We start from the raw sequence: 14749 nt of genomic DNA, 5'->3' as shown, positions 1-14749 counted from the left end.
ACCAGGTAAAATCAGCATCGACGTCAACGAGCCGTCATGCTCGCCGCGTGCATCGGATCCGAGCGTGACATTTGCGCCACGGCTCTACCCCAAATTGTGCACATCATGCGAATTGCACTTTCCCGAGCAGCGGCATTTCTGGCAGACATGTGCCAAGTTGTCGCAGGCGGGAATGGGGACTGACATGGGGCGTTTCGCGGTCGCTTGGGTGGGCGGGCTTTTGGCATTGGGATTTTCCAGCGCGGCCTTGGCGGCTGATCTGGCGGTGAAGGCACCTCCCCTCGCGCCTATCCCCTTCACCTGGACCGGTTGCTACGTCGGCGCACACGTCGGCGGTGTCGTCAGCGACGACCGGACCACCAACTCGCTTGGAAACTCTGTCTCCTTCAGTTCAACAGGCTTCGTTGGGGGCGGACAGGTCGGCTGCGACTATCAATTCGCGACCAGATGGGTCGTGGGTGCCGAAGGCCGTGCTGCCTGGAGCAGCCTCCGCAACTCGCACGCCGGCACCGTCAGAAACCTCGTGACCGGCGTCGTCGTCCCCAGCCAGTTCACGATGAGCAACGACTTCCTGGCCTCGGCCACCGCGCGGCTCGGCTACGCGTTCGCTGATCGCTGGCTGGTGTTCGTCCGGGGCGGCGGCGCCTGGACGCGTGAAAAGCTTGACGATGCCTTCACGCCCGCTGGTGGCGTCCCCGTCAATCCCAGCGGAGCCAGCACCCGAACCGGCTGGACCGCCGGCACCGGCGTCGACTGGGCGTTCGCGCCGCATTGGTCCGCGGTTTTCGAGTACGACTATTACGACTTCGGCGACCACAGCGCGTTGCTGAGCAATGGGGCCGGCACGACCGTCAACATCTTCAGCCTGAAGGATCGCATTCACGCCGTGACGGCAGGCGTGAACTATCACTTCTAGCGCTAACGCATCATCATCCGCGCAATCGCCTCGCCGATCACCACCGTCGTGAAGTGGGTATTGGCGCGGCAGTCGGACGGCATGATCGAGGCGTCGGCCACGCGCAGGCCGCTTATGCCCTTCACCGTGCCATCAGGGTTGACCACGCCGTCAGCGTCGTTAACGCCGCTCATGCGGCAACTGCCGGCGGCATGCTGGATGTCTCCGGTCTCGCGGCGCAGCAGCGCATCGAGCTCGTGATCCGGCAAGGCCGCAGCTTGCGGCAGCGTCAGATCGGTGTCGGTCAGCCTGATCCAATCGGCAATGCCTGAAAGCGCCGGCTGCGAGGTGATCACGGCCAGCCGTTTCACCGCGTCCATCATGCGCAGCATGTCGCGGGGATCGGCAAGCATGTTCTCCTCGACGATGGGATCGATCGCCGGATCGGTCGAGGCCAGCTTGAGCGTGCCGCGCGAATAGGCGTTGAACAGGCCGGCGCCGATCGCTCCAGGCACGCCGATGCCGCGGTGGTTGAACGCGATCAGGATCATGTCGCGCTTGCCGCCATCGGCGAGGCCGGAGGAATAGGTCACGCAGCAATTGGTGTGGCGGGTGTCCGGATCGGTCGGCCGCAGATTTTCGTGGAGCTGGACCGTGACGCGAAACAACGGGTGGTCGAAGAAGTGGCGGCCGACCGGCAGATCGCGCTCGACCGCGATCCCCATCGCCTTCAGCTCATCCGCCGGTCCGATGCCAGAACGCAGCAGGATCGCCGGACTGTGGATGGCGCCGGCGCAGAGCACGATCTGGCGCGCGCTGATCTCGTGGGTGCCCTGCCCTTCGAAGTGAACACGAAGGCCGGTCGCCCGGCCGTCGCTGATCAGCACGCGATCGACCAGCGCGTGCCCGCGAATCTCGAGATTGGCACGGCCGCGCGCCGGCTCGAGATAACCCTCGTTGGTCGTGATGCGGCGGCTGTCCCGGCTGTTGATGGGATAGCAGGCGACGCCCTCGCCATCAGGACCGTTGAGGTCGGCGCACCAGGGATAGCCGCTCGCCAGCGCCGCATCGCGGAGGCCGCGGTCGATCGGGCCCCACTTCTCGGGCGGAGCGCGATAGACCGGCAGCGGTCCGCCGCTTCCATGGCCCGGGGCGTCACCAAATTCCAAATCATCCTCGATCACCGAGAACAGCGGCATCACGTCCTTGGCCGACCAGCCGGTGCAGCCATTGGCTGCCCATTCGTCGAACGCGTCGGCGACGCCGCGGATGGCAATCTGGCCGTTCATCATCGATGAGCCGCCAAGCCCCTTGCCGCGCCAGTAGAAGCGCGGCTCCTGCCCGGCCACCCGGCGCGTCAGGAGATCAGGCCATTGCCATTTCTCCTGGTACTCACGCTTGTGGATGATCGGGATCGGATTTGGCGTCATCACCTCCCAGGGCGCCTCGTCGGCGCGCCAGTCCAGCCCCGCCTCGAGCAGCAGGACACGCCGTGCGGGATCCTCGGAAAGCCGTGCCGCAACAGCGGCGCCGGCGGAGCCGCCGCCGACAACAATGACATCGTACATCGCGTTACTTCTCAACGTTCCAGAACACCGGGATGGCGGACGGTATCAGACCGCGCAGCGTGGCGCGATAGGCCGCCGGCTGCGCGAACTGGCCCCACGGGATCGCGGGCGCCTGATCGTACATGACGCTCTGAATCTCGCCGGCGATCTTCTTGCGATCCTCCTCGGCAGGCGCCTTGGCGAAGGCCTCCATCAAGGGTGTGATGCGCGCATCGCATTGCCAGCCGGTGAAGTCGGCGCAGTTGAAGGCGACCATGACGTTGGTCAGCGGCGAGCCCAGATCAAAACCGCCGGCGTGGACGCCATAGACGCTCCAGCCCTCCCTCTTGGCGCGGCGCGCCAGCACGCTCGCCCAGTCCATCACCTGGAGATCGACGTTGAACCCGGCCTGCTTCAGCCGCTCAGCCAGCACCTGCGCCGAGACGCGCGGGGCTTCGAGGTCGTTGGCTTCCATGACGACCACGGGCTCGCCGGCATATTTGGTCGCCTTCAACGCGGCTTTCGCGGCTTCAATCGACGTCTTCGCGGCCGCTTCCGTGCCCGCCTTGCTCTCATAGGTGGTGCCGCAGGTGAAGAACGTCGCGCAGGGAGCGGCGTATTTGGCATCGAGCCCGAGCGCATCCAGCACCTCGCGCTGGTCGACCAGCTTCCACAGCACGCGGCGAATTTCCGGATCATCAAACGGCTTCGATGCGGCGTTGAGACGATAGGCGCCGGCGAACATGTTGCCGCCKGTGAAATTGACCAGCTTGACGCGGGAATTCTTTTCCAGCTGCGGCAACAGATCGAACGGCGCATATTGCATGAAGTCGACCTCCCCGGCCTGCAGCGCGGACGCGGCGGTCGCACCATCAGGGATGACGCGGATCTCGAGCGTGTCGATGCCGACGCGCTTGCCGCCGGCGAGGAAATCGGCGGGCTCGGGGCGCGGCACATAGTCGGCGAATTTCTTCAGGATCATACGATCGCCGGTGCGGTGATCGGCCTTGCTGTAGACGAACGGGCCGGAGCCAATGATCTCCGTGATGCGCTGGTCGCCGGGTGTTTTCGCGATGCGCTCGGGCATGATGAAGGCGACGGGGCTGACGGGATTGCCGAGCGCATCGATCACGAGGCCGGACGGCTCCTTCAGCGTCAGCACGAAGGTTTTCGCATCCGTCGGCTCGAGCGAGGCTGTGATCGCGAAGATCCGACGGCCGAGAGCGCTGCGGGTGCGCCAGCGGCGCAGCGACGCCATGCAATCGGCCGCCGTGACCGGCTGGCCGTCATGCCATTTCAGGCCGTCGCGCAGCGTGAACGTATAGGTCAATCCGTCGGATGAGACTTTCCAGTCCTGCACCATCTGCGGCTTGATGTCGCCCTTGGAGTCTTTCGCAAAGAGCGTGTCGAACACCATGTAGCCAAACGTGCGCGAAATGTAGGCCGTGGAAAAATGCGGATCGAGCGTGACGATCTCCGCCTCGAGCACTGCAACGAGATTGCCCGCCGCATGCGCGGGCGCCGCGACCAGCGCGAGGCCGAACAGCGCCGGAATAAAAGCCTTCAGTTTGAACATTGTGCCTTTTGCTTCTTCTTGAGAGTTCATTTGCAGGCAAAGAAAAAGCAATGTTCGTGCCCGATCGACGCAGGCACTTATGCGCTCACGCCTATCTGCCAAGCGTTTGCGCCACACTCGCTGTCATCGCCCGCGAATGCAGGCGATCCAGTATTCCGGAGAGGGGCGTGATGAAACCGAGAAGCCGCGGCGTACTGGATGCCCCGGTCAAGCCGGGGCATGACACCTGTGTTGTGGCGTCCCGGCTCTGCGCAGCAGCGTTTCACGCTGCAGCGCATCCGGGACACGAGCCTGCTTACCCGATCACCTTGCCGAACTTGTTCGACTTCGGGAAACCCTTCGGCGGCAGGCGGCCGGCATCCGCGCGGGTGCCTTGCCACTCCGCAAGCTCCTTCATGGTCGCGGAGAATTCGCGGCCAGCGGAGTCCTTCCAGGTCAGGCCCGCCTTGGCCTCGAACACGGCGACGTCGGACAGGCCGCCGTCCTTGTACTTCTGCAGGCGCACGCCGCGACCGCGGGCCATCTCCGGCACCTGGTCGAGCGGGAAGACCAGCATCTTGCGGTTCTCGCCGATGACCGCGACGGTGTCGCCGATCACCTCGGTGACCGTGCGCGCCTCGTTCGGCATGTCGACGTTGAGGACCTGCTTGCCTTTCTTGGTGGTGCCGACGCAATCGTCCTCGTTGACGACGAAACCCTGGCCCTCGTGGCTCGCGACCAGGAATTTACGCCCGCCCTTGTTGACGAACAGCGCGACGGGAGCGGCCTCCTGCTCGAGGTCGATGAACAGACGGATCGGCTCGCCATGGCCGCGACCGCCCGGAAGCTTCGCGACATCGAGCGAGTAGAATTTGCCGTTGGTGGCGAACAGCAAGAGCTTCGAGGTCGTCTCCGCGAAGAAGGCAAAACCGAGCTTGTCGTCTTGCTTGAAGGCGAGCCCCGAGAGATCCTCGACATGGCCCTTCATGGTGCGGATCCAGCCCTTGTCGGAGACCACGACCGTCACCGGCTCGCGCTCGACGAGGGCTTCTTCCATTGCGGCGAGGTCGTGCTCGGGCGCATCCGCAAAGGTGGTGCGGCGCTTGCCGAGCGGCGTCTTCGGTCCAAACATGTCGCGGACCTTGCCGACCTGCTCGCCGACCTTCTTCCACTGCTCCGGCTCCGAGGCGAGCACCGCGTTGATGCCCTTGAGCTCGGCGCGGAGGTTCTTTTCCTCGGTGCGGATCTCCATTTCCTCGAGCTTGCGCAAGCTACGCAGGCGCATGTTGAGGATGGCCTCGGCCTGCACCTCGGTAAGCTTGAACGCCTTGATCAGCGCCGGCTTCGGCTCGTCCACGGTGCGGATGATCCTGATCACCTCGTCGAGGTTCAAGTACGCGATCAACAAACCGCCCAGAACTTCGAGCCGGTTCTCGATCTGCGCCTTGCGGAAGTTGGTCCGGCGGATCAGGACGTCGCGCAGATGGTCGAGCCATTCGCGCAAGCACTCCGCGAGCCCGACGACCTTGGGGATGCGGCCCTTGATCAGCACGTTGAGGTTCAGCGGAATCTTGTTTTCGAGCTCGGTCAGCCGGAACAACGATTCCATCATCAGGGCGGGATCGACGTTCTTCGACTTCGGCTCGATCACGATGCGGACGTCTTCGGCCGACTCGTCCCTGATGTCGCCGACCAGCGGCAGCTTCTTCTGGTCCAGCAGCTCGGCGACCTTCTCGATCAGGCGCGACTTCTGCACCAGGAAGGGAATCTCGGTGACGACGACGACCCAGGTGCCTCGCGTACCCTCTTCCTGCTCCCATCGAGCGCGAACACGGAACGAGCCGCGACCGGTCGTATAGGCTTCAGCGATCGCCTGCTTGGAATCGACGCAGATGCCGCCGGTCGGGAAATCCGGGCCCTTGACCCACTTCAGCAGCGCCTTGGATTTCGCGTCGGGCTTCTCGATCAGGTGCAGCGCGGCGTCGCAGAGCTCGGCCGCGTTGTGCGGCGGGATCGAGGTCGCCATGCCGACCGCGATGCCTTGCGCGCCGTTGGCAAGCAGGTTCGGAAAGCCGCCGGGCAGCACGACCGGCTCTTTCGACTGGCCGTCGTAGTTGGGCCGGAACTCGACGCCGTCCTCGTCGATGCCCTCGAGCAGAAGCCGCGCCACGTCGGTCATGCGCGCTTCGGTGTAGCGATAGGCAGCCGGGTTATCGCCGTCGATATTGCCAAAATTGCCTTGGCCGTCGACCAGCGGGTAGCGCGAGGAGAAATCCTGCGCGAGGCGTACCATGGCGTCATAGATCGCCTGGTCGCCATGCGGATGGAACGAGCCCATCACGTCGCCGACGATCTTGGCGGATTTCTTGAACGCCGTGCCGGGGTCGAGCCGGAGCAAGCGCATGCCGTAGAGGATGCGCCGGTGCACCGGCTTCAGACCGTCGCGCGCATCCGGCAGCGCACGGTGCATGATGGTGGAGAGCGCATAGGCGAGATAGCGCTCTTCCAGCGCCTCACGCAGCGGCACCTCGTGAATTTCGGCCGGTTCCTCCGGCGGAATCAATCGTTTTCCCATGCCGCCCGGTTAAACCGTGGAAACGAATCGGGCAAGGATCGATTGGTTCCCTGTGGGCGGCTATTGCCCTGCCCAGCCGGCGGTCACTGGCTGCTGGGTCTTGGCTTGCGCGGTGACCGGCGCATTGGTCAGGCAACGCCGGGCGACTTCGATTTCGGCCTCCGTTGCCCCCTTGGACCGCGCCCAACTCTCTGCGGCCGCAGCGAAAAGTGGCTGCCATCTGTCGCCGTATTCCGCTCGCGCTGGAATTCGCCGCGGCTCAGACCGCGAATCTTGGGGTAGACACGGTCTTGCTTCGCAATTTCGCCACGTAATACCGGATCACGGTGCAGGATGCCCGGCGAAAGACACCCAGTTGCGGCTCGCCAGCCGCGGCGTCAGGCGCGAACGCAAGCAACGCCGCCGACACGGCGAATCCCTTGATCAACATTTTTGGCTGTCCCCGTTGTGGAACCCTGCGAGGGCCAATTCGACCAGGCGGATTTCGTTCCCGGGGAACTTCCATGTCTGGCGACAGGGCAGAAGCGCTCTCAGGTCATGGCGCCGGAATGGCCAAATTCGCCTGCTGCCGCGTCAGCGCATTGATGAAGCCGGCGCGCGCGTCGGAATGGCCTTGGCCGCGCGGCTCCAGCACATGGCGCAGCAGGAACAGGCCGGTGAGCCGGAAGCCGTCCTGGAGATCCTGGTCGGTGAGGTCGCTCGCGGCCTCGCCACGACGCAGGAACGGCGGCAGGCGCAACAGCCGGTCGCGCCATGGCTCGCCGGCCCCGCGCGACACCGCGCCGCCGGATTTCGGCGAAACATAGATCAGATCCGTGGTCTCGCCGGTCACCGCGCAGTTTTCCAGCGCCAGCCCAAAGCCGAGCTCGGCGAGCATCGCCAGCTCGAAATGGATGAGGTGCACCGCGGCACTGCCGATATCGTCGAAATCATCGAGTGAATGTTCGAGCATCGCAAAGATGTCTTCGTGCGGATCGCGCTCCGGAAGCAGCCGCGCAATCGAGGCGAGATGGGTGACGCCATAGACCCCGTGGGCGGATCCCAGCAGCGTCGCCGCGCGCAGCTTGAGGCCCTCAATCGCATAGGTGCCGAGATGCTCGTCGAGCCGCGCCCGCCACACCACACCGACGCTGTTGCCGGGCTGCAAGAGCGGCCGCATCCGCGAACCGGCGCCACCGCGCACGAGGCCGAGATGCCGGCCGTGCGCACGCGTCAGCAGCTCGACGATGGCGCTGCTCTCGCCATGCCGCCGCACGCCCAGCACGATGCCTTCGTCGGTCCATTCCATGGAACGGAGCTTATCGCATTTCAGGTGAGTGTAGGACGGGCAAAGCGAAGCGTGCCCACCAATTTGATCCGCAGCGCGATTATGGTGGGCACGGCGCGCAAGGGCGCGCCTTTGCCCACCCTACGGCATCGCGCAAGACGTTAGGCGTTGAACCAGCCCTGCGCGTCGCCGCTGAACGAGAAATACAGCCCCATCGCCGTCAACACGCAGGAGACGATCTCGATGACGCTGTCGAGCTCCAGGCCCTTCTCGCCGATGATCTGGCCGAGCGAGATCATGGACAGCACGAGGGCCGCCGCCAGCACCCAGCGCGGCCAGTTCTTGCGCCAACGCGCAGCCAACCAGACGAAATAGACCAGCAGCAGGATCATGCCGCCGGCGAGCATGGTCGCCATCATGATCATCTGCTCGGTCATCTCGGCATTGGGCGTGCGGTCCTGCACCGCGACCGACAGGGCATCCAGCATCAATGACGCATAGAGCAGCGCTTCGAAGCGCCGGACGTTGCTGGGTACGCTCATCGGTGACCGATCTTTTCTTGGTTATTCTTTGGGAAATTCCAGGCCCATCTCGCGATAGCGATCGGGATCGTCGCCCCAGTTTTCGCGCACCTTGACGAACAGGAACAGGTGCACCGGCACGCCCAGGATCTCGCCGATCTCCTTGCGCGAGTCCGCGCCGATCGACTTGATGGTGGCGCCGCCTGCGCCGAGCACGATCTTGCGCTGGCTCTCGCGCTCGACGAAGATCGTCTGCTCGATGCGCACCGACTTGTCCTTGCGCTCCTCCCACTTGTCGGTCTCGACCGTGGATTGGTAGGGCAACTCCTGGTGCAGCTTGCGATAGATCTTCTCGCGCGTGATCTCGGCCGCAAGCTGCCGCATCGGCGCGTCCGACATCTGGTCTTCGGGGTAGAGGAACGGGCCCGGCGGCACGATTTCGGCCAGCGTATGCCTGAGGTCGTCGACGCCGTCGCCCGAGATCGCCGCGATCATGAAGGTCTTTGCAAAGGCCATGCGCTCGTTGGCGGCCTGCGCCAGCGCCAGCAGCTTCTCGCGCTGGACCAGATCGACCTTGTTGATGACCAGGATCTTCTCGTGCTTGACGCTGGCGACCTTGGTGAGGATCGCCTCGGCCTCTTCATCAATCCCGGCCTTGGCGTCGAGCAGCACGCAGACGAAGTCGGCGTCGTGCGCCCCGCTCCAGGCCGTCGAGACCATGGCGCGGTCGAGCCTGCGCTTGGGCAGGAAGATGCCGGGCGTGTCGACCAGGATGATCTGCGCGTTGTCCTCGATGACGATGCCGCGGATCAGCGCGCGCGTGGTCTGCACCTTGCGCGAGACGATCGTGACCTTGGCCCCGACCAGCGCATTGACCAGCGTGGATTTTCCGACATTCGGCGCGCCGATCAGCGCAACGAAGCCGCAGCGCGTTGTGGAGGGCGCCTCGCCGCTTGCTTCAGCCGTCATTGCCGCCGCCAACACCTTCACGTTCGATCATCACTGAGGCCGCCACCTTCTCCGCTGCACGCTTGCTGCCACCGATGCCTTCGGCCGACGCCAATCCCGGCAGATCCACCGCGACGCGGAACTGCGGATCGTGATGCGGGCCGGTGCGCTCGACCTCGCGGTAGACAGGCGTCGGCAGCCCCTTCCCCTGCGCCCATTCCTGCAGCACGGTCTTGGGATCGCGCAAGGGACGCCGCGGCTTGTGCATCCGTTCGGTCCAGTTGCGCCTGACGAATTCCGCCGCCGCCGCATAGCCACCGTCGAGGAAGACGGCGCCGATCACGGCCTCGCAGATGTCGCCGAGCACGCTCTTGCGCAGGCGGGCATCGGCGCTCGGTCCGACCGAACCGAGCTTGACGTCGTCGAGCAGACCGAGCGACTTGGCAACGTCGGCGCAGCTCTCCTTGCGCACCAGTTCGGCAAGTCGCTTGGACAGCTCGCCCTCGTCGGCATTCGGGAAGGCGTGATACAGCATGTCGGAGACGACGAGCCCCAGCACGTGGTCGCCCAGGAATTCCAGCCGCTGATAGCTGTCGCCGCGCTTGCGCCCAGACTTCAGCGCCGAGACATGCGTGATCGCCTGCATCAGCAGATTCGGATCGGCAAAGCTGTGGCCGATGCGCGCCTCGAGCGCCGCGTTCGCATCCGAGGCCTTGGCCTTGCTGCTGCGCACCCGCTTCTTCTTTGCAGGCGTCTTGGTTTCAGGTGTCTTGGTTTCAGGCGTCTTGGTCGCAAGCGTCTTGGTCGCAGCTTCGCCGTCGGCGCCCGCCGCGGGCTCGGTCGATTGGATCGGGATGTCCTTGGCTTCGTCTTTCATCGGACGATTTTGAAGAAACGGTTCCAGCGCACCGCCCAAGGCCAGCGCCAGAACATCCAGGCATGCTCGCCTTCGGCGATGGAGAAGAAGATCATCTGGGCGCGGCCGATCAAATTCTCCTGCGGCACGTAGCCGACCTGGCCGAGGAAGCGGCTGTCGGTGGAGTTGTCACGGTTGTCGCCCATCATGAAGAAATGGCCCGGCGGCACGTTGTAGACGTTGGTGTTGTCCATGTAGCCGTTGTCGGCGCAGTCCAGCGTCTCATAGGACACGCCGTTCGGCAGCGTTTCCTTCCAGCGCTTCACCCGCGAGATGCCCCCGCCTTCGGAGCCGCAGGGATCCTCGCCGACAAATTCGCTCATCCGCTGCCGCTCGACCGGAGTGTCGTTGATGTAGAGCAACCCATCCTTCATCTGGATGCGGTCGCCGGGAAGGCCGATGACGCGCTTGATGTAATCGGTGGAGTCGTCCTTCGGCAGGCGGAACACGACGATGTCGCCGCGGTTCGGGTCCGAGCCCCAGATCCGCCCCGAGAACAGCGGCGGCGAGAACGGGATCGAGTAGTGGCTATAGCCGTAGGAATATTTCGAGACGAACAGATAGTCGCCGACCAGCAGCGTCGCCTTCATCGAGCCGGACGGAATGTTGAACGGCTGGAACAGGAACGTGCGGATCACGAGCGCGATCAGGAGAGCGTGGATCACGACGCGGATCGTTTCGCCGACGCCGCTTTCAGTTTTCGTTCCCGAAGTCACGCTCATTGCTCTCTCAATTCCGGCCGGCGGTCACAGAGCGCCCTCCTTCCGCGAACAGCCCATCGCTTCGCGGCCCAAGGAGATTGTCCTGATTCTGATAATGAGGGCCAATTCCGGCGTAAAGCCGAATTCGCCCAGCCTGATTTGCGTTCGCGGACTTTTAGACGGTTGTCGGGGGCCACGCAATCAAGGATCGCATCAAAACTGCATAAGACATTGATTTTTAATGTGAATTATAAAAACAGCCCGCCGACGGTCAGGGCTTGGCCAGCGGCACCGCGGAAATGATGACGAAGGCCTGCGCCAGCGGCCAGTCGTCGGTGATCGACAGGTCGATTTTCGCCTCGAACCCCTCGGGCGTCAGGGCCTGGAGCCGGGCCAGCGCCCCGCCCGTCAACTGCATGGTCGGCCGCCCTCCCGGCAGGTTGACCACCCCCATGTCGCGCCACCAGACACCGTTCCGGATGCCGGTACCTAGCGCCTTCGAGCAGGCCTCCTTGGCCGCGAAGCGCTTGGCGTAGGTTGCAACCACCATCTTCTCGCTCTTGGCGCGCCGCTCCGCCTTGGCCCGCTCGGCCGCGGTGAAGATGCGGTCGAGGAAACGCTCGCCATGGCGCTCGATCACCTTGCCGACGCGGGTGATGTCGATCAGGTCGGAGCCGATGCCGATGATCATGCCCGGCTCCGGCCGCGGTCCATCGCCGCGCGCATGCTGCGCACCGTCTCGGCGAGCCCGACGAACAGCGCCTCGCCGATCATGTAGTAGCCGATGTTGAGCTCCATGATCTCCGGCAGCGCCGCGATCGTCTCCGCCGTCGCATAGTCGAGCCCATGGCCCGCATGAACCTCGAGCCCCGCTTCCTTGGCCAGCTTCACCCCTGCCACGATCCGCTGCCATTCCGCCTCGGCCTTCCCGGTGTGGCCGTCGACGACGGCGTCGCACCAGGCCCCCGTGTGGATCTCGATCACGGGCGCACGCAGCCGCGCCGCCATCTCGATCTGCGCGGGATCGGCGGCGATGAACAGCGAGACCCGGATGCCCGCATCGTTCAGCCGTGCGATGTAGGGCGCGAGCGCATTGTGCTGGCCGACCACGTCGAGGCCGCCTTCGGTCGTCACCTCCTGGCGGCGCTCCGGCACGAGGCACACCGCGTGCGGCTTGGTCGCAAGCGAGATCCGCATCATGTCGTCGGTCGCCGCCATCTCGAAATTGAGCGGCCTGGAGATCTCGGCCTTCAGCCGCGCCATGTCCTCGTCGCGGATGTGGCGGCGATCCTCGCGCAGATGCGCGGTGATGCCGTCGGCGCCGGCCTCGATCGCCAGCAGCGCGGCGCGCACCGGATCGGGATGGCGGCCGCCGCGCGCGTTACGCACGGTTGCGACGTGGTCGATATTGACGCCGAGGCGGAGCGGAGAAGCGGACATTTCAGGACTCACGAAATCAGGGAGATGGACGCATACGAGAGGCGTCTATCCATTAACACGTTCGACACGGGCCACGACCGCCTTGGCGCGCAGCTGGGCGAGGATCGCGCTCAGATGCTTGAGATCGTAGACCTCGAGGTCGATCGTCGTCTCCGTGAAATCGGGCGAGCGGCGCTGCATGCTGATGTTGTCGATGTTGCCGTCGTGCTCGGCGATCACGGTCGCGATCTGTGCCAGCGCGCCGGGCTCGTTGACGTTCTCGACCTTGATGCGGGCCGGGAAGCGCTGCGGGGCGGAATCCTCGATGTCCCAGCGCACGTCGAGCCAGCGCTCCGGCTCCTCCTCGAAATCCTTCAGGGCCGGCGCCTGGATCGGGTAGATCGTGATCCCCTCGCCCGGCGTGACGATGCCGACGATGCGGTCCCCGGGCACGGCGCCGCCGTTCGGCGCGAACTTCACCGGCAAATCGGAATTGATGCCGCGGATCGGGATCGCGACCGGGCTGCGCGGCGGCTCCGACGACTTCTCCCTGAGCTTGGCGGCGAGCCCCTTCTTGACGCCGTAGCGCGCGATGCGCTCCTCCTTGTAGTCGGGATACATCGCACGCGCGACGTGGGAGGCCTTGATCTCGCCGCGGCCGACCGCCGCCATGACGTCCTCGATCGAGGTGCGCGCGAGCCGCGGCAGCGCGCCCTTGAGCTTGTCGTCGGCGTATTCGATCTTGGCGCGCTCGAACAGGCGTTCGACGATGCGCCGGCCGAGACCGACATATTGGTCGCGCACCGCCGTCCTGGTGGCGCGGCGGATCGCGGCGCGCGCCTTGCCGGTGACCGCGAGCGTTTCCCAGGCCGACGGCGGCGCCGCCTGCGCCTCCGAGGTCAGCACCTCGACCTCGTCGCCGTTCTGGAGCTCCGAGGACAGCGGCGCGAACTGGCCGTTGATCTTGCAGCCGACGGCGCTGTTGCCGACGTCGGTGTGCACGGCATAGGCGAAGTCGATCACATTGGCATGGCGCGGCAGCGCGATCAGCTTGCCCTTCGGGGTGAAGCAGAACACCTGGTCGTGGAACAGCTCGAGCTTGGTGTGCTCGAGGAATTCCTCGGGGTTGGCGCTCTCCGAGAGGATGCCGATGGTGTGGCGCAACCAGGCGAACGCATTGGACTCGCGCTTGAGAAACTCGGTCGGCGAGCCCACGTCTTCCTTGTAGAACACGTGTGCGGCGATGCCGCGCTCGGCGATCTGGTCCATCGCCTCGGTACGGATCTGCAGCTCGACGCGCTGGTTGCCGGGGCCGATCACCGTGGTGTGGATCGAGCGGTAGTCGTTCTGCTTCGGCGTCGAGATGTAGTCCTTGAAACGCCCGGGCACGACCGGCCAGTTGGTGTGGACGATGCCGAGCGCGCGATAGCAGGCCTCGATGTCGTTGACGACGAGGCGGAAGCCGAAGATGTCGGACAATTGCTCGAAGCCGACCGACTTGCGTTCCATCTTGGTCCAGATCGAGAACGGCTTCTTGCGGCGGCCATAGACCCGCGCGCCCAGCCCCCGGTGGCGCAGATTGTTGGAGAGCTGGTCCTCGATCTCGCCGATCAGGTTGCGGTTGCGCTCGGCGAGCGCGTCGAGCCGCTGCATCACCACCGAATAGGCTTCGGGATCGAGGGTGCGGAAGGACAAATCCTCCAGCTCCTCGCGCATTTCCTGCATGCCCATGCGGCCGGCCAGCGGCGCATAGATGTCGAGCGTCTCCTCGGCGATGCGCCGTCGCGACTCCGGCGGCACGAAGTCCAGCGTACGCATGTTGTGCAGGCGGTCGGCGAGCTTGACCAGCAGAACGCGGACATCGTCGGCAATGGCCAGCAACAATTTGCGCAGGTTCTCGGCCTGCTTGGCCTCGCGCGACACCAGCTCCAGCCGCTTCAGCTTGGTCAGGCCCTCGACCAGCGCGCCGATCTCAGGCCCGAAGATCTGGTCGATCTCGGCACGCGTCGCCTCGGTGTCCTCGATCGTGTCGTGCAGCAGGGCGGCCACGATGGTGGCGTCGTCGAGCTTTAGATCGGTGAGAATCGCCGCCACTTCGAGCGGGTGCGAGAAGTACGGATCGCCCGAGGCACGGGTCTGCGAGCCGTGCGCCTTCATGGCGTAGACATAGGCGCGGTTCAGCAAGTCTTCGTTGGTATTGGGATTGTAGGACCTGACGCGCTCGACGAGGTCATATTGACGCATCATGCGCGCGCGAGGCTTGGCCGGGCGCCCCACCGGCGCAGTCGGGGCCACGGCAACCGATTCGGTTGCGGCCAGCATCTGCGTTTGTCTCCGGCGCCGATACACCATGCCATCCTGCCTTCAAACGGACCATGAGCCGCCCGTTGCATACATCTTAGCCC

Annotated in this window: 12 protein-coding genes; 1 reads left to right on the top strand and 11 read right to left on the bottom strand. The window is 64.9% G+C overall.

What is annotated here, in order from left to right; all coding sequences use genetic code 11:
• Positions 1–184: 184 nt before the first annotated feature.
• Positions 185–916 carry an outer membrane protein gene (locus AC1DW2_RS10870; RefSeq protein WP_283016761.1) on the top strand — a complete coding sequence of 244 codons (732 nt, stop codon included), beginning with the start codon at positions 185–187 and terminating at the stop codon, positions 914–916.
• A 2-nt stretch (positions 917–918) separates the two neighbouring features.
• Here AC1DW2_RS10870 and AC1DW2_RS10865 read toward each other — a convergent pair whose 3' ends face one another.
• The 11 genes from AC1DW2_RS10865 to AC1DW2_RS10815 all read right to left on the bottom strand — a co-directional run bounded on the left by AC1DW2_RS10865 (position 919) and on the right by AC1DW2_RS10815 (position 14696).
• Entirely contained in the window at positions 919–2463 is a 1545-nt protein-coding gene (locus AC1DW2_RS10865) for a GMC family oxidoreductase (RefSeq protein ID WP_283016762.1), read from the bottom strand.
• Positions 2464–2467: 4 nt separating this feature from the next.
• Positions 2468–4018: an ABC transporter substrate-binding protein gene (locus AC1DW2_RS10860; RefSeq protein WP_477006002.1), complete on the bottom strand. Its 1551-nt coding sequence runs from the start codon at positions 4016–4018 to the stop codon at positions 2468–2470.
• A gap of 295 nt (positions 4019–4313) precedes the next feature.
• Positions 4314–6572, bottom strand: coding sequence for a DNA topoisomerase IV subunit A (parC, locus tag AC1DW2_RS10855; protein WP_283016765.1), 2259 nt, complete (start codon positions 6570–6572; stop codon positions 4314–4316).
• Positions 6573–7107: 535 nt separating this feature from the next.
• Positions 7108–7860, bottom strand: coding sequence for a DNA repair protein RecO (gene recO / locus AC1DW2_RS10850; RefSeq protein WP_283016767.1), 753 nt, complete (start codon positions 7858–7860; stop codon positions 7108–7110).
• A 140-nt stretch (positions 7861–8000) separates the two neighbouring features.
• Positions 8001–8381, bottom strand: coding sequence for a hypothetical protein (locus AC1DW2_RS10845; RefSeq protein ID WP_354114343.1), 381 nt, complete (start codon positions 8379–8381; stop codon positions 8001–8003).
• 21 nt (positions 8382–8402) lie between these two features.
• Positions 8403–9329 (bottom strand): GTPase Era, encoded by a 927-nt coding sequence (era, locus tag AC1DW2_RS10840; protein WP_283016768.1) that lies wholly within the window; start codon positions 9327–9329, stop codon positions 8403–8405.
• The gene (gene rnc / locus AC1DW2_RS10835; RefSeq protein ID WP_166097080.1) at positions 9319–10185 is read right to left on the bottom strand and encodes a ribonuclease III; all 867 of its coding nucleotides are present in this window, start codon (positions 10183–10185) and stop codon (positions 9319–9321) included. The genes era and rnc overlap by 11 nt, the downstream gene beginning before the upstream one ends.
• Positions 10182–10946, bottom strand: coding sequence for a signal peptidase I (lepB, locus tag AC1DW2_RS10830; protein ID WP_014494746.1), 765 nt, complete (start codon positions 10944–10946; stop codon positions 10182–10184). The genes rnc and lepB overlap by 4 nt, the downstream gene beginning before the upstream one ends.
• 250 nt (positions 10947–11196) lie before the next feature.
• The gene (gene acpS / locus AC1DW2_RS10825) at positions 11197–11616 is read right to left on the bottom strand and encodes a holo-ACP synthase (RefSeq protein ID WP_014494745.1); all 420 of its coding nucleotides are present in this window, start codon (positions 11614–11616) and stop codon (positions 11197–11199) included.
• Positions 11613–12365, bottom strand: coding sequence for a pyridoxine 5'-phosphate synthase (locus AC1DW2_RS10820; RefSeq protein WP_283016769.1), 753 nt, complete (start codon positions 12363–12365; stop codon positions 11613–11615). The genes acpS and AC1DW2_RS10820 overlap by 4 nt, the downstream gene beginning before the upstream one ends.
• Positions 12366–12410: 45 nt before the next feature.
• Entirely contained in the window at positions 12411–14696 is a 2286-nt protein-coding gene (locus AC1DW2_RS10815) for a RelA/SpoT family protein (protein WP_071913178.1), read from the bottom strand.
• Positions 14697–14749 lie beyond the last annotated feature (53 nt).

Source organism: Bradyrhizobium sp. P3_C3 (assembly GCF_056402655.1).
This window is presented reverse-complemented; position numbering and strand designations above follow the sequence as displayed.